Genomic DNA, 18281 nt, shown 5'->3' on the forward strand with positions numbered 1-18281 from the left:
TATATTTTGAATACCTGGTTGCATCAATCATACTGTGTAATAATTAGTAATCATTTAACTGGAATTATATGAAATCAGCTCTACTCCTATTGGTTGGGATTATTTTCCTTTTCACCAACAATTCCATTGCAATTTCATCAAAAACTCATGAAAGTAATCGATCCAAAACGGACCATTTACGACACACGAATCAAGAGGACTATAGCTTTTCCTACTTTTTGACGGTTTCTGATTTTCATGCCCCATTCAAATATTCAACTTCCAAAGGCTTTGATTCAGGAGATGATTCAAACTATGAGAATCCATTTTCAATCTCAAACTGGAGTTTACCTTCCGGTGCATGTTGTCCTGAGTTCATTCTTAAGGATGCAGTGCAAATTTGTCCACCTGACGGAGCTTGTGCTCCCCGTGGTACAGCTGATCCAGGGGGACTTTCGCATCCATTGGCAGCCTGTAAAAACTCATTTCACACCTATACAGTTTTTCCAAATGATCCGGCCTATACCTATACCTGGACAATTACCGGTGGCACACCCACCAGCCCCTCCGGTAATCCGGTAACAATATTATGGGGGAATGGCACCACCGGAACAATCAAAGTGGTAATCAGTAACATTGGAAGTGGTGGTACCTGCCTGGATTCAATCACAAGGCAGGTTTGCCTGATCGATGGCCCGGAAGCAGATTTCACGATGTTGAATGATACAGTTTGTGCAGGAACTCCTGTTCAATTTACCAACACATCAGTTGGTGGAAGTGTCTTCATCTGGAATTTCGGAGATGGATCAACCTCGAACCTTGCAACACCACCAGCGCATACCTATATCAACAGCGGCACCTATACCATCACACTTATCGTTCAGGATATGGGATCGGGGCAATCAGGCGGAACTGCTGGCGGCCAGGAAAAAGTAGCCTGCGGATGCCGGGATACTATAACAAAAACAATTGAGGTACTCCCGGGAACCGGGCCTGTAATTGATTATGATTGCTGCTTCGGTACCGTTTGTCCCGGCGACACTTCGTCTTTTTGCACTCCTATGGTATGTGGAACCTACAGTTGGAGTGTAACCGGCGGAACAATCATATCCGGTCTGAATACAAACTGCATAAAAGTGAAATGGAATTCCATTTATAGCGGCCCTACAACTGTTACACTTCAAAGTTGCCCAAACTCAGGATGCCCCGGTTCAACAACCCTCGATGTCCCTGTGTTATACCCGAACCTTCCTATCAATGGCCCCAATACGGTTTGTGTTGGTTCTTCAGGTAGTTTTTCCCTGCCATGGCTTCCGGGGACCTATTATAACTGGTCAGTTTCAGGAGCCGGTATGTACTTTTTTAACCAGGTGGATAAGAATTCTACCCTGGTGAATATCACCTTTAATACGGCAGGCCCGTTCTGGGTAAAATGTGAATATAATAACCCTTTGTCAGGTTGCAGCGGGGTTGATTCCGTCCTTGTTAATGTACTCCCGATCCTCAGTATCACCGGTGATGAAAAAGTATGTGAAAATACAGTCCCGAATTATTCAGTTCCCACTCCTGCCAATTGGTTCGTTACGCCTGCCGGTCCGACAATTTTCGGTAATGGCAGTCCAACAGTAGGCATACTCTGGGCTCCCCCGGGCAACTATACATTGATGGCTGTATCGCAGATACCCGGCCTTTATTGCAACGATACTGCGTACATGAAGGTGCAGGTGATTGCCAAACCTATTCTTGGGCCCATTACAGGTATTGCGAATGCATGTGCCAATTCAAAAGCGACTTTCGCCGTCACTTCCAATTTGAGTGGCAGTCCTTTTGTCTGGACCGTAACACCAGGAAATATTCCTTCTTATATGGGAGCGGACAACGACTCTATTGTTGCCGACCTGCAAGGAAGCGGCCCCTGGACGATCACAGTGCTGCAAAATCAGGAAATAAAACCTGGAGTATTCTGTCCTTCACTTACACAGACATTAACAGTAAACCCCTATCCTGTGCCAGTGCCTGTTGGCCCTGCAACAGTTTGCATGGATGATATTGTAAACTATACTGTAACCGGAACCCCTCCACCGGGAGGATACCAGTGGACCATCATCCCAGCTGCTCAGGGTACTATTCTGAGTGGACAGGGAACGGGGTCCATAATGGTTCAGTGGCATGGACCTGCCAATCCTTCAGTTATTTTAAAAATGACCAATTGCTCCGGATTCAGCACCCTTCCAATAGTTGTAAACGGGCCACCTACCCCGGTAGCAACCTATTCGCAGGTGCCGGTATTTTGCCAGGGAGCAGCTGTAACCCTGAATTTATCAACCGGAACTGGGGTTGGGTATTCCTACCAATGGTATTTCAACGGCAGTCCCGTTCCACCAGGAACTAATCCTATCCTGCCAGTGAATATTGCCACACTTCCACTCGGAACACACCAGTATTATGTTGTAGTTACCCTTAATGGCTGCTCTGCAAGATCCAACATCATCAATGTGATTATTGAAGATTGCAGTCCTGGTGGTTCCGGATCGCCTCCTCCCGGATGCACTTGTGATGCCATTCCTTTCTTCAGGCCTTATGTGGTATGTGGAACTATCTCATTACTGAATTATTCTTCCGTGGTTCCTCCCAATACCATGACCTATTTATGGACAGTTTCGGGTCCGGGGACCGGAACATTTACTCCTTCCAATACTGATCCAAATCCTTCCTTATCAGTGGATGCATCAGGATTATACACTATTTCACTCACAGTAACTTCATCCACAGGATGTTCTTGTACATATTCAACCATAGTGAACGTATTCCTGCCTGTTGCCTCCATTACGGTTACAAGCCCGGTTTGTCAGAATTCCCCTGCATTTTTCTCAGCAAGTCCTAACAACCCTGCTTACAACTATTTCTGGAGTTTCGGCGACTCTTATACTTCAAATCTTGCCAATACTCAGCATGCCTATTCATCTGCCAGTCCACCTTATTTTTATGTAAACCTCACCATCCAGAATGAATATGGATGCATCGCTACAGGGTTAGACTCCGTTTGGGTGAACCCAAAGCCTGTGTGTACAATCAGCGCACCTGACACAGCTTTTTGTCCCGGTAGTTTTGTACCTCTCACTGCATGTGGTGGCATGACTTCCTATCAATGGTATAAAAATGGAACTGCTATTTCAGGAGCTACATCCCAAACCCACAATGCCAACCAGTATGGAGAATACCAGGTTGAAATGACCAATACATTTGGATGTACCGGCAAATCAAATAAGATGTTTATCTATATCAGGCAACAGCCCAAAGCAAAGATTACCGGAAACAGGTACATCTGTGCATATCCCGGCAATACCGAATATGTAAACCTTTCTACAATCTATGATCCGGCATACATCTATTCCTGGAGCAGTATACCAGGCGGAGCAGTATTCACCCCTTCGAATACAAACAGTACATCGGCAATGCTCACTGTTCCTGCTGTATTGCCTGCTATATATGAGTTTATTGTGAATGTGACCGATACAGTAACAGGATGTACGAACAGTGATACAATCTGTGTCTCATTCTATGAAAAGCCGCCACTTACTGTGACGAATTTTGATATTTGCGAGGGGAATACCATGCTGCTAACCCCCACTCCCAACAATACTTCATTATATAACTACCAGTGGAATAACGGGGCCTCCACACCTGTTATCACAGCTGTGAATCCCGGAAGTTATATACTGACCATTACAGATAAGAACAATGGATGTTCTACCTCAGCCTTTGCAGGCACAATACATGCACTGCCTGATTTAAGCTTGTTCCCACTGGGTTGTGACTCAATCTGCGATACGGATACGCTTTTCATGTATATACCTCTTCCCCTGAACTGGTTACCTCCTTTTAATAACTATCCTTCAGCTTATCCAACCATAACCTGGTACGATAATGGAAATTACGGCCTTCCAGTGGGTTATGGACAATCTTTCCCATTTGTTACTAATGTGCTTGGAAACCACCAATTATCTGTGGTAGTGTCTGATGCTTATGGATGCCAGGATACTGCCGGAGTTTTCTGCCTGAATGTCAGAAACTGTCCGCCATTCTATGGAATTGATTTTGGTGACGTACCGGATGATGATGTATTGCCTGGAGATTTCCCTACCTTACTGATAAGTAACGGAGCACGGCATTTTATTGCCCCAGGAGTATATCTGGGTTCTCAGGTTGATGCCGAAACCAATGGACAGCCCAGTTTTATGGCTGTTTGTGATGATAACGACTGCTTCTTTATATCTTCAGGCGATGATGAGGATGGAGTAACGATTCCTCCTTCCCTGGTTCAGGGGAGTACAGTCAGCCTTACCGTAAATGCTTCAGTAAGTGGTTACCTCGATGCCTGGGTGGATTTCAATCAAAACAGCGATTGGTCGGATGCGGGGGATCATGTATTCATTAACCAGCCGCTCAGTGCAGGCTCGAACATTGTTTCCCTCTCAATTCCCATCACTGCCAATACCGGCATTTCTTACTCACGTTTCAGGTTCAGGACTGCGAATAATGTCATCACCTTCAGTGGTTCCGAAGCCGATGGTGAAGTAGAAGATTATGCGCTTCACATTGATCCGGTATCAACAGGTGAACTTGATTTTGGAGATGCTCCTGATGACCCAACAAATACTGCCGACTATCCCACTCTTCTATTAAGTAATGGAGCCAGGCATAATGTGATTGCCGGTGTTTACTTAGGAACACTTATCGACCTGGAAGGTGATGGGCAGCCCACTCTTACGGCAAATGGAGATGATGTTTCGTCGAGTGATGACGAGGATGGAATTACTATCCCAGCTGTGATCATGCAGGGTTCAACAGTAAATATTACGGTTACGGCTTCTGTAAATGGCTACCTGGATGCCTGGATGGATTTCAATATAGATGGCGACTGGGCTGATGCCGGTGAACAATTCCTGGTTAACCAGGCCATACTTTCAGGTCCAAATGTGCTTTCTCTGTCAGTACCACTTGCTTCTATGTCAGGTCCTTCCTTTACCAGGTTCAGGTTCCATACAGCCAATGGATCTGTTAACTACGATGGTCTCGTTGCAGATGGAGAAGTGGAAGATTACGCTGTATATATTGAACCCGTTCCGGGAGAATTCGATTTCGGAGACGTTCCGGATGATGACCTGATTGCGGCTGATTTCCCTACCCTATTAATAAGTAATGGAGCCAGGCACCAGATCGTTTCAGGAGTATTCCTTGGCACACAGGTTGACCCGGAGAGTAATGGACAACCCAGCTTCGGGGCGGTTTGTGATGACAATGACTGCTTCTTCCCTTCTGCCGGCGATGATGAAGATGGTGTTTCATTACCATCGACAATCAACGCAGGCACCACGGTAACTGTGACAGTAAATGCTTCAACCACCGGATTCCTTGATGCATGGATGGATTTCAACCTCGATAGTGACTGGTCAACAGCTGGGGAGCATATTTTTGTGAATCAGCCGCTTACGGCAGGTTCAAACACTCTCACTTTCAGTGTTCCATCAACAGCGCTTACAGGTTCAGCCTATTCACGTTTCAGATTCAGGACATCATCAGCTCCTGTTAATTTCTTTGGACTTGTTGCTGATGGTGAGGTAGAAGATTATGCATCGTCCCAAAAAGCAATACCAACACAGGAAGATCTTGACTTTGGGGATGTACCTGATAACCCTGGCAATCCGTCGGATTTCCCAACACTTTTAGCCAGCAATGGAGCCAGGCATACTGTTGTGGCAGGTATTTATATGGGATTACTTATTGATACTGAAACCAATGGCCAGCCCAATTTAACAGCAACAGGTGATGATGCTGCAGGAACTGATGATGAAGACGGGGTAAATATACCCTCAAATATTACCATTGGAACGACTGTAAATATTTCTGTTGTGGCTTCTGTGAGCGGTTTCCTTGATGCATGGGTCGATTATAACGGCAATGGTATTTGGGGAGCCGGTATTGAACATATATTTACCAGCCAGCCTCTTTCTGCCGGTTCAAATTCCCTCAGTTTCACAGTTCCGGGGGCTACAACTCCGGGGCAATCCTATGCAAGGTTCCGCTTCAGGACCACTGCTGCCCCGATAAGCTTTAATGGGCTTGTTGCTGATGGTGAGGTGGAAGATTATGCTGTTCATTTCGATCCTCAGTCAGAAGAGAACATTGATTTTGGCGATGCACCCGATAATCCGCAGTCAAGCACCGATTATCCAACCTTACTTACGAGTAATGGCGCCAGTCATATGATTTCACCCACGGTTTACATGGGAGTTTTAATTGATTCTGAACTTGACGGTCAGCCCAATATTGCTTCTACCGGTGATGATTCAAACGGAGTTGATGATGAAGATGGGGTAAGTATTCCGGCTGTTGTTGTTCTGGGTTCCACGGTTAATTTTACGGTATCAGCTTCGGTCAATGGTTTCCTTGACGCCTGGATTGATTTTAATATCGATGGCGACTGGGCGGATGCAGGTGAACACATCTTTACAAATACAGCACTTACTGCCGGTTCAAATGCTCTATCCTTTGCGGTTCCTGCTACTTCCACATCCGGACAATCCTACAGCCGCTTCAGGTTCAGGACTTCATCCGCATCAATTACCTATGATGGGCCGTTGAGTGACGGAGAGGTTGAAGACTATGCGACTTATCTTGAGCCTGCACCACAGGGATCACTTGATTTCGGAGATGTACCGGATAACTGGGACATCCCCAATGATTACCCGACCCTGCTGATCAGTAACGGGGCACGCCACACCATTGTTGCCAATATTTACCTGGGAACCCAGGTAGATCCGGAAACGGATGGACAACCTAGCCCTGGTGCTAATTGTGATGACAATGATTGTGTATTTGTGTCACTGGGTGATGATGAAGATGGCATCAATATGCCTCCATTTGTCCTGCAGGGAGCAACAGTAAACCTTACTGCCGTAGCTTCAGTTTCCGGTTATCTGGATGCATGGATGGATTTCAATATTGATGGAGACTGGGCAGATGCAGGTGAGCACATTTTCACCAACCAGTCGCTTTCGGCAGGTAGTAACAGCATATCCTTTGTTGTGCCGAATTCTGCAAATATGGGTCCATCATACTCCAGGTTCCGTTTCCGCACCGCCAATACTGTCATTTCATATGATGGCCTTGTTGCCGACGGAGAAGTGGAAGATTATGCAACCTATATTGAAGGAAGTCCGCAACCGGAAATTGATTTCGGTGATGCACCTGATAACCCCATTAACCCCAATGATTACCCAACCTTGCTTGCCGGAAATGGTGCACGTCACACTATCGCCAATAATACTTACCTGGGGATTTTCCTGGATGGCGAAGCTGATGGACAGCCAAATGTACCGGCTACAGGCGATAATGTGAACTTCTTCAATGATGAAGATGGAGTTACTTTCCTCTGGCCAATGTCGCCCGGGAATCCATGTAAGATTAAGGTTGTAGCCTCTGTAAACAATGCTTTCCTTAATATGTGGGTCGATTTCAACGGAAACGGGAACTGGGCAGATGCAGGAGAACATGTTTATACCGATATTAATCCTGTGGCGGGTAATAACTACTTTACCTTCATGGTTCCTGCAACTGCAGTACCGGGCCAAACCTATGCTAGATTCCGTTTCAGCAACCAGTCTGCATTAACTTATGCAGGTGCTGCTTCCGACGGAGAAGTTGAAGATTACAGGGTGAATATTCAGAAATACAACCATAAGTGGCACCAGTTACCTGATGATATACTTCCTGGATTGCCTTCAGGGCAGTCGGGTGAAGTTGCTGATGACTGGACCTGCAACGGCGGCCTGGTGACACAGTTTGACTGGTGGGGCAATTATGAATTGTCAGGCGGAGTAGAGAACAGAGGGGATGGAATCAGCCACTTTATGGTGACTGTTCATACGGATGCAGCCTGCCTGCCTGAAACTGAAGAATTCAGTTACACAGTTCCTTATAATGATCAGTTGGAGGAATCAACAGGAAGCTTCAATGGGGAGAACAGCCCGATTTATAAGTATAGCTTTATACTGCCACTCCCCTTCCACCAGATTAAAGACCACAAATACTGGTTAAGTGTGAAAGCCATCCCGAATAATCCATCCGTTGCTCCTTCATGGAGATGGCAGGAAGCCAACCGTTGGGTACAACCTATTGAATGCCCGACTTTGACCAATGATGCTGCCACAGGCTGGCAACCCGTTTTCTGGCCTGATCCGGCTCCGGGACAATATAGCGATATGGCTTTTTCTGTAATTAATTCAGAAACCAAACAGCTGAATATTAAGGTTCTGCCCGAAGGCTTGTATAATGGAAGTGGTGGATTGAATAAAGCCATGGATGAATATGGCGAACATTTCCTGGGTGAAATAGCTGACCATGTGACCATTGAACTGCATGCCAACACTGCACCATTTAATTCAGTACTGACAGTGGAAAATGTAAATCTGATGACAGATGGAACCCTCAACATTCATGGAATTCCTGAAATCTTAACCGGTGAATACTATATTGTGGTTAAACACAGGAATAGTATTGAAACCTGGAGTTCCGTTCCAATTTCCTTTGGATCTGCTATCATTGACTACGATTTCAGCACTTCTGCTTCACAGGCTTATGGTAATAATATGAGACAAATGGGTAGCAGTTTTGTAATTTATGGTGGTGATGCAACCCAGGATGGAATTGTGGATGGGTCTGATATGGCAGTAGTTGATAATTCAAGCACAGCTATCCTGATCGGTTATTTTCCTGAAGATGTAAATGGAGATGGGATCGTTGATGGAACAGATATGGCTATTGTTGACAATAATTCAACAAGTATCGTATTTGTCATTCGACCATAGATTTATTATCATACACTTATCTCCATAAAAACAGCCTGCATGAGAATGTGGGCTGTTTTTTTTTAATATTTTCCAATATTCATATAAAGATTTTAACCAATGTATTAAATTGCATATCAGATTTTCAATCCATGCGTCATTTAACTGAAAAGTGCTTGCATATCCTATCAATCAATGGTTCTACTATGACACATCCAATCGCAAATACCCGTCGCGCTCCAATTTATCTGCTGAGCTTTAGCTGCTTTTTCTTCCTTTTGATACTTACCCTGCAATCACAAGCCCAGGATACTAAAGCTAAGATCAAAAAACAATTCCCAAAATTTTCAGTTTCCGCATTACAAGATACACTCATCAGTTCAAGCGAGTACCTGGCAGAAGATGAGCCTGATTCTGCATTAGTCCTGGCTACCCTGGCATATGAAATGGGTAAATCGGAGAAAGACCTGCACCGGATGTCCCTTTCAGCAAGGCGTATTGCAGAAGCCCATTTTTACCTTAATGAATATCAGAAAGCCATCGAATACTATTACAAATCAGCGGACGCAGAATATGCTAAAGTAAAGGACTCAAATAGTTTTGTGGCTGAGCGTTTAACAGATGTGGCTTATTGCTACAATGAACTTGGTCTTTCGGAAAAGGCGCTGGGCATCAATAAGACTGCTTTGCGCATTCAGCAGAAAACAGGAAACAAATCCGAAGAGAGTGTAATCCTCAATAACTTAGGCACCAATTACTTTATGCTTGCGCAGTATGACCTGGCCATTCAATCCTATAGCAAAGTGCTGGAAATGGAAAAAGCAACCGGGGATTCTTCAGCTATTGGTATTGCCTATAATAACTTAGGAATGGTTTATGGCCGTTGGGGCAAACATGATAAAGCACTCGAGTTATACCAGAAAGCCTTGAATTATACCACTAATGAAATAAAAAGATCTATAAGGTACAGCAATATCGGCATGTGCTGGTATCATCTGGGCAGTTATGACAAAGCGCTTTCATATCTGAAACAGGCATTGGAAATTGATATCAAAAATAAACAAGCGATAAAAATAGGGATAAGAAAAAATGAAATCGCCCTTATTATGGCTGCAAAGGGAGATATTAAAGAAGCTATCAGGCTCAATGAAGAAGCCTTGCTTGTTTTTACAGAAGCAGGTATCAGGGAGTCAAAAGTCATTACCCTCATCGACCTGGGAGACCTTTACCAGAAGGTAGGAGATGATAATAAAGCCGAAGATTGTTACCTAAAAAGTGTAAACCTGGCGAAAGAACTGAAAGCTTTACAACACATTGCCAGGAATTATAAAAGCTTAAGTGAACTTACGGAGAAACGAAACGACCATAAACAAGCTTTGAAGTATTACAAGTTGTTCACTGCCGCCAGCGATTCGATATTCAACACTAAGATGCATGAGCAAATTGCCCGATATGAAATACTGTTTGAAACTGATAAAAAGGAGCAGCAAAACAAGCTCCTCATCAAAGATAATGAGTTAAAAAGGCGAAAGCAGTTCTATGCAATGGTGGTGATTATAAGTTTAGTTCTCATTATATTGCTTGTATTCATTGTCTTCCGCATCAAAACTAAAAACCTTGTTCAAAGTAAAAAACTGTTGCTCCAGGAACAGGAATTATCGCAACTGGAACTTGAAAAACGAGATACGGAAAACCGAATGCTTGAAGACAGGGTTTTTGCTGAACAGCAACTTAACCGACTGGAAAGGGAAAAGCACCAGGCAGAAATAGATCACAAGAATACCGAATTGGCCAATTCAACCCTCTGCCTGGTGAATAAAAATGAAATACTGGGAGAAATCAAAGAAAAGTTACAATCGACTCAGAAAACCGATTCACTTCATGAGGTTGTTCAGTTCATCAATGCCAATACTGATATTGACCAGGACTGGAAGAAATTCAAACTTACTTTTGAAGAAGTTCACCCCGGCTTCTTTGACAGGATGGAGCAGCAGTTTCCCCAGCTTACAGATCACGATCTCCGCTTATCATCCTATTTAAGGATCAACCTTAGTTCCAGGGAGATAGCCGGACTGATGAATGTGTCACTAGATGCCACCAACAAAGGCAGACAACGACTGCGCAAGAAACTGGAACTGGAAGCAGAGGCTGATCTGCCCTCCTTCTTCTCATCAATATAGCATCCTATCAATATATCAACTACCTGTAATTAAGATCTTTATAAAATAGTTCAAATCTGTCCTACCATTTGTCCTACTCCTTAATTTGCTGATTCACTTCACTCTCGTCTACATTTGTCCGAAATAAATTCGACATGTTAATCAGAGCTGAAATCCGATTCATACGTCCTCATTTTGAGGATGCTTTTGGCTTTTCCTGTATGAAGGCAGCGTATTCTCATTTTGTGAAAGGAAAAATGGAATATAGCATCGCCAGAGGTGTATTTATGATCGTTGAAGGCAACTCGAAAGAAGTATATAAGTTCCTGGATTGGTTGAATAAAGCTTCTACAGGGATTGAAAAGCTGGATATGAATTTACAGGAATTATCAATGCTGAATTTTAAAGAATTTGACATATACCAGGAAGGGTAGGCTGAAAATATTACAGACTGAAAATCAAAAACCAAATTTAAAGCTATGAAAACATTTACTTTCTTCTTGCTTTGCTTTTTTTTCTTTTCCTGAGCTTATATTCTCAAAATAAGCAAGATAGCAGAAATCTTCCCGAAAAAAGCAGCTATGATTACTGGAGTCGGAAAATGTCTGATTCTGCTGTAAATTATTATCAATTGAAGTCGGAGTTCAATCAATTCTGGTCAGATAAGCAGCCACAAAAAGGATCCGGATACAAACCTGTTGCCCGTTGGTTTGATGCACAACGTCCATTTATTGAACCCGATGGCTCAATCAGGTCACCTCAACTGGATCTTGAACAGGCACAACTCTTCATGACAACAAATCCATCTCAATCTATTTCTGGTCAATGGACGAGTGTTGGCCCCGACATGCCTGTGCTTGATGCTGATAACCTTTCAGGGCCTGTTGCTGGAATTGGCAGAGTTTCCGGAATAGCCTTCCATCCTGCCAATCCTAATACAATTTACGTCTGGGTTTCTTACAATAATGGCCTGCAATGGGAAAACCTCAATACAGATAATATATCAGCTTTGGGTGTATCAGCTATAGCTCTGAATCCTGAAAATCCTGACATTATTTATATTGGTACAGGAGACCGGGACAGTCAAACCCAAGAGGAATCGGGTTATATAAATCCACTGATGCTGGCCAAAACTGGTCTCCGGTGCCACTTGGAACCTATACCGATCATTACGTTGCAAAAATAATATTTCACCCGAGCCACCCGGATACTATTGTTGTAGCAAGTTCTAAAGGCATATACAGAAGCACCAATGGAGGAGCAAATTGGTCACGGAGTTTGATTGCATATTTAAAGGATATGGAAATATGTCCTGGAAGTGGTGATACGCTTTATTGTGTTGATGAGAATAAATGTTATCGTTCAGCCGATTTTGGGATTACATGGGAAACAATTCTTACTTCAAACAGTCACAGATTAGCTATAGGTGTTACAGCTGATAATCCGGATTTGCTCGCTATTATTGGCACCCGCGATTCAAAGCCCTATCGGCTTTTTAAATCTATTAACAGGGGAGAAAACTGGAGTTACAATTACCTCAACGGATTCTCTGATGGAGAAGGACAGGGTGGATACAACCTTGACATTGTGATTGACCCGCTGAATGAAAATATCATGTATGGCGGAATGATCAATATCTATAAATCAACTGACGGTGGTTTGAACTGGGTGAACCAGGAACCTGTATATGCAGATGATCAGCATGTATTTGAGATTCATCCGGTAACCCATCGATTGTTTATTGGTAATGATTCAGGTATCTGGTACAGCGATGACGGAAACAATTATGTATACTCTAGCACAGGGCTAAGGATCACTACAAGTTACCGGATGGATGTAGCCGCTCAGAATCCTGAACATATCATCATCGGCAACCAGGATGCATCAACATTTGTCACAAATGGTGGACTCTGGTACCGGTCACTTGGGGGTGATGGCATGACATGCAAATTTGACCATGCTAATCAGAATTATGTTTATGGAAGTAGCCAGAGTGGCCCCGTTTCCCGTTCCGCAAATGGAGGTACGGCTTATGCGGGATTTTCCCTGATTGCTGGAAATACAGTAAATGGAATTAATGAAACAGCACTATTTCAGACATCCTTCATGATTGACTACTTTAATCCGAATAAGATGTATTATGGTGCCAATGATGTCTGGAGAAGCAGCAATATTAAGGAACCCAATGCAGATAATGTGGTATTTGAAGAAGTATCTCATAACCTTGCAGGAGTGAATCCGGATACCCGGATTGAGTTTATTGAACAATCGAGAGGAAATGGGATGATCCTGTATGTTGCTTATGAAAATGGAAGATTGTTCAGAAGTGATAATATTGGGGCAGCTGACCCGGGTTGGACCGAACTCCCAGTACCAAATAGCTATGGAGGTGTTCGATTCGAATCACATCCTACAGATGCAAATATCGTTTACATGGTTCGGGGACATAGCGTATACAAATCAACAAACAAAGGTGATAGTTGGATCAATATCACGGGTAACCTGCCTTACCTGGGAATGATGTCAATAGCTTATATGAATGGTTCACAGGATGGTTTATATGTTGGAACCACTGCAGGGGTTTATTATAAGGATAATACCATGACCAATTGGGTAGTGTTTAAAGCTGATTTACCGCTCACGCAGGTAAGGGATCTTGTGATAAACTACTCTACCACCCCGGCGCAGATTTTTGCAGCCACCTATGGCAGGGGTGTTTGGAAGACCCAGGTGATGACTTCCTATAAACCGGATCTGATTGCAGGTACAGGGACTGTTACATCCAATGGTTCAGTGATCAATGCATCTAATTCTGTGAATTCATCAGCATCGATGGTCACGGTTGAAAATGCAACTGCAAAGTATTATTTATCTGTTGACCAAAACATTACATCTTCGGATTACCTCATAGCCACTGTAGATATACCTGAAATACCCTCAGGAAGCACCGTACAATGCCAGATCAACAACCTGGACGTGGCCGGTATTTCACCTGAAATCCCTGAAGGAAGTTATTACCTTGGGTTAATTATTGACCCTGAAAATGCAATAGTTGAAACCAATGAGACAAATAATGTTTGGCAAAGCACCTCATTAGTAACTATACCGGCAAATCCGGTTCCTCCTATCAATGTACAGGCAACTGATGGCAGTTTCACCCAGAAAGTAGTCATAACATGGCAACACCCAACAGGAGAAACCCTTTATTATGCTGTTTTCAGATCAACGCTTAATTCTACATTCTTCAGTCAGCAGATAAGTCCGGCAACATGGCTTTCAGGCACTTCATTTGAAGACTTAACAGTCCCCAGTGGGGTAAATCATTACTATTTTGTAAAAGCCTCCAGGTATCCCTCTGGTTCACATGCTTCTGAATTCAGCAGCGGTGATGCGGGTTACAGAAGCATTGCCCCGCCTGCTCCCGTGCTTGCCAGCGATGGTCAGTATGGAAATAAAATAGAGATTAAATGGCCACCTTCTGCCGGTGCCAGTCATTATCGGGTTTATAGAAATACAAGCCCTATTGTAGCTGAGAATATGTATATTAGTGGAACTACATGGATAAATGATACAATTTTCACTGACAATACTGCCACATTTGGAAATACTTACTACTACTGGGTCAGAGCAGCAAACAGTCAGCTTGGCAGTTATGCTTCCGGATTTAGTGTAGCAAATACAGGATGGCTTGGATTTGTTACAGCACCGGTTGCAATTGCTTCCGATGGAACTTCCACCACAAATATTTCAGTAAGCTGGAATACTGTTCAGAATGGTAATTATTACCAGGTTTATCGGAATACAACTGACGACCCTGAATCAGCTGTTTCAATTTCTTCCTGGCAAACAACAACAACCTATGCAGACAATACAGTAACAGCCGGAACTATCTACTATTACTGGATCAAAGCATCACAAGATGCAGCAGGGACCATCACAACAGGTTTAGGTACAGGTGATTCAGGATTCAGGAACCTTACACCTCCTACTGGAGTAGTTGCTACTGACGGTACTAGTACAGAATATGTTCAGATTACATGGAATGCTTCAACTTCAGCCAATTATTACAGGGTTTACAGAACAATCCTTAGTTTTCCCAGCAATTCACCCATCAGCAGTTGGCAAACCAGCAGGAGGTTCTATGATTATAATGCTGCACCCGGCACTGTTTATTACTACTGGATTAAAGCAGCTGCAGACACTACTATCACAATTAGCGGCTACTCAACCGAGAACTCAGGTTACAGGAAAATTGATGCTCCTGTTTTGACAGCGTCCACCGGAATATATCCTGATAAAGTGGTTCTCAACTGGAATCTTGTTTTAGGGGCTACTTATTACAAAGTAAGCCGAAGCACCATTGAAAATCCAACGGTTCTAACTGTTCTTGCAAACTGGAGTAATACATTGAATGGAACCTATGAAGATTTTACAGCCGTGCAGGGACAATCCTACAATTATTATGTTGTGGGTGCCGCAAGCAGCACTGGATTACGATCAGGAAATACGGCACAGGATATAGGATATTCAGGAAGTTGCGGGAATATGGTAGATAATCCCACTTACAGAACTGTAAATCTGCATGGAAGTACGCTCGATATTTCGCAACGTATTGTCAATGAAGGACCGTTTGACCTCAGCAATCCCGGCCAGGTAGCACTTGCCCTTGAAAACGCCAGTCCTGATGGCATACCGGAAGCCATGCTGGGATATATCAATATTCCACCCCTGGCTAATGGCGCCTTTTACAACTATAATTATTCAATTGATCTAAGTACAATCCCCGGGTTTAATCTCACTGTGGGTGAATGGCATGTAGCTGTTTATATGTCATGGGATAACAACAATTGTGACTCTGACCCTGATGATGATTATATTATTTGGGATACCCCATCTTTTGAATTCACTGATGCCATGTATGGAACATATACAATCGGAGTCGCCAACCGGGGATTTTTATGATATTCAAAAAGCTGTTGAAGCATTGCAAACTCGTGGCATATCAGATGATGTAGTATTTAACATCAAACCAGGGCAATATCTGGAACAACTCACATTTTCTTCTATCGAAGGTTGCAGTCCTACAAAAACCATCACCTTTCAGAGCGAGTCAATTACTCAGAAAGCTACAATAATTGCTCAACCTGGACCTACAAACAACTTTACCATCAAATTCAGCCAGGCCTCCAATTTCGTGTTCAGAAATCTGATTCTGACGACTACTGGTTTTTCGGATTTTGAATCCACTTACGGGAAAGTAATTGTTATTGAGAACGATTGCCATAACCTTAAATTTAGTAATAATCAAATCATTGGCTTTTCAGACCCTTCTCATTTGAGTAACGATAATGATGTTATTCATGCAAATAATATTCAATGCTCCGGAATACTTATCGATGGAAATCAAATCACCAATGGGGCATATGCAATCTACCTGACTGGCAGTTCAGTGCATCCATTCAAAATTGTGTGATTATGAGAAATACAATAACAGGCTTTAATGATGCCGGAATCTGGCTTAACTATCACAATCATCCGGTAATACTCAACAATACCATTTCCAATACAAATGTTATTCACTTTTATGTAAATGGAATAAATTTGTCAAATATCAGTAATGGTTTTAATGTGAGTAATAACAATATTCAACTGCAATCAATTGATCAGAATTTGTTTGGAATGACCATCGATAATCTCAATATGGATGGCGGTCAACCGGGAATACTCAGCAATAATATGATGGCAATGGTCTCCAACTCAGCTTTCATTTATGGTATCCAATTCTATCAACTTCATAAAACCAGGATTCTTCATAATAGTATAAACCTGGTATCTGCCAATGCTGAGTTCTCAACCGGGATGATGTTTGATTGCGAGGATTCTCCTTTTACTTTCGATAACTCACTAGTCAACAATATCATTAATAATCAGCAGGAGGATATTGCATTGTTTATCACGACAATCCAATTAATCATCATTTGTTAGGTGAGTCAGACTACAACGACTTTATCAGTTCCGGCCCCGACTTATTTCTTTACAGGATGGTTCCCATGCCTGGTCTTGATGACTGGAATGCTGAAACAGGATTTGATGAGCACTCGATTAGTGAAAACCCGGGTTTTGTTAGCAACCTGGATCTGCATGTTACCTCTGAATCATTAAACGATGCCGGAGTGCCAAGACCTGAAGTTAACACTGATATTGACGGAGAATCACGTTCATTGGTCAGGCCTGATATTGGAGCGGATGAATTTACTCCTCCCCCGCCAACCAGGACGCTCAATTTAACCCTTTTCCTTGAAGGATTGATTTCAGGTAATGGAGTCATGCGTCAGGCAATGGACAATGGAGGGCCCAGGTATAACCCTGGAATTGCTGATGAAATAAGAGTCGAGCTCAGGCAATCAGGAAACTACAATAATATGGTGTATTCTGCTTATGTTTTCTTTCTACTAATGGTCAAACCAGCATCAATATACCCGGCAACCTGAATGGCAGTTACTACATTACTGTGCGACACAGAAACAGTATAGAAACAACTACCCAGTTTCCGGTTTCATTTAGCAACACAGTGATAAACTATAACTTTAGTTCTGCTGCAGCACAGGCCTATGGATCAAATCAGAAAGCACTTTATGGGACATATGTCATTTATGGTGGCGATGTAAACCAGGACGGTATTGTTGACGGCTCAGATATGGCTGCTATCGATAATGCAAGTACTGCGGTTTTACAAGGGTATATTGCTGAAGATGTGAATGGTGATGCAATTGTTGATGGGACTGATATGGCTATGATCGATAATAATTCTACAGCAACTATTATTTCAGTACATCCGTAATTTCATTTAGCGAATCTGACAGATATCATCATTTAATCATTGGCGACATTAAATTAAATAATGATCACTACAACAAAATAGTATTATTCACAAAATCTTTATTCACTAATTACTGACCTCCCATAGTGGCTAAAACTATGGGAGGTTATTATTTACAGCTATTATCATGTATATGTAATTATGTCAGCGACTTATATATTTTATTTTTAATAAGTCTAAATATAATTTATTTATTGACAAATGTCGAAATCTGAATATGAAAATGTATCTTTGGTATATTAAATATGTTTTTTAGACCACATATTTACAAAGAACACTAGCTAAATGAAAATCAAAAATTATCCAATACTCTGGTAATCTACTTTTTATCAACACTTACCAACACCCAAAAACCTGAAAGTTAAATTCTTCAATTCTAAACAATTGTTGATACAATATTGTATCAACAACTTT

At 42.6% G+C, this 18281-nt stretch carries 9 protein-coding genes; all 9 read left to right on the top strand.

Features of this window, described 5'->3' with window-relative positions:
* Nucleotides 1-68: 68 nt before the first annotated feature.
* The 9 genes from IPH84_19285 (at nt 69) to IPH84_19325 (ending at nt 17828) form a co-directional block, all read left to right on the top strand.
* Nucleotides 69-8849: a PKD domain-containing protein gene (locus IPH84_19285; GenBank protein ID MBK7175301.1), complete on the top strand. Its 8781-nt coding sequence runs from the start codon at nt 69-71 to the stop codon at nt 8847-8849.
* A gap of 185 nt (nt 8850-9034) precedes the next feature.
* Nucleotides 9035-11008 carry a tetratricopeptide repeat protein gene (locus IPH84_19290; protein MBK7175302.1) on the top strand — a complete coding sequence of 658 codons (1974 nt, stop codon included), beginning with the start codon at nt 9035-9037 and terminating at the stop codon, nt 11006-11008.
* Nucleotides 11009-11142: 134 nt separating this feature from the next.
* Nucleotides 11143-11421 (top strand): hypothetical protein, encoded by a 279-nt coding sequence (locus IPH84_19295; GenBank protein ID MBK7175303.1) that lies wholly within the window; start codon nt 11143-11145, stop codon nt 11419-11421.
* Nucleotides 11422-11588: 167 nt separating this feature from the next.
* Complete coding sequence (locus IPH84_19300) at nt 11589-12173, top strand: hypothetical protein (GenBank protein MBK7175304.1); 585 nt, start codon at nt 11589-11591, stop codon at nt 12171-12173.
* A 113-nt stretch (nt 12174-12286) separates the two neighbouring features.
* The gene (locus IPH84_19305; protein MBK7175305.1) at nt 12287-15949 is read left to right on the top strand and encodes a hypothetical protein; all 3663 of its coding nucleotides are present in this window, start codon (nt 12287-12289) and stop codon (nt 15947-15949) included.
* Complete coding sequence (locus tag IPH84_19310; protein MBK7175306.1) at nt 15906-16460, top strand: hypothetical protein; 555 nt, start codon at nt 15906-15908, stop codon at nt 16458-16460. The genes IPH84_19305 and IPH84_19310 overlap by 44 nt, the downstream gene beginning before the upstream one ends.
* A gap of 2 nt (nt 16461-16462) precedes the next feature.
* On the top strand, nt 16463-16972 hold the full coding sequence (locus IPH84_19315; GenBank protein ID MBK7175307.1) for a hypothetical protein: 510 nt from the start codon (nt 16463-16465) through the stop codon (nt 16970-16972).
* Entirely contained in the window at nt 16966-17478 is a 513-nt protein-coding gene (locus tag IPH84_19320; protein MBK7175308.1) for a hypothetical protein, read from the top strand. Before IPH84_19315 ends, IPH84_19320 begins: the two co-directional genes overlap by 7 nt.
* 20 nt (nt 17479-17498) lie before the next feature.
* A complete protein-coding gene (locus tag IPH84_19325; protein ID MBK7175309.1) occupies nt 17499-17828 on the top strand; it encodes a hypothetical protein in 330 nt (109 codons plus the stop codon).
* Nucleotides 17829-18281: the final 453 nt, after the last annotated feature.

This window comes from Bacteroidales bacterium (genome assembly GCA_016707785.1).
Classification (GTDB): Bacteria; Bacteroidota; Bacteroidia; order Bacteroidales; family UBA4417; genus UBA4417.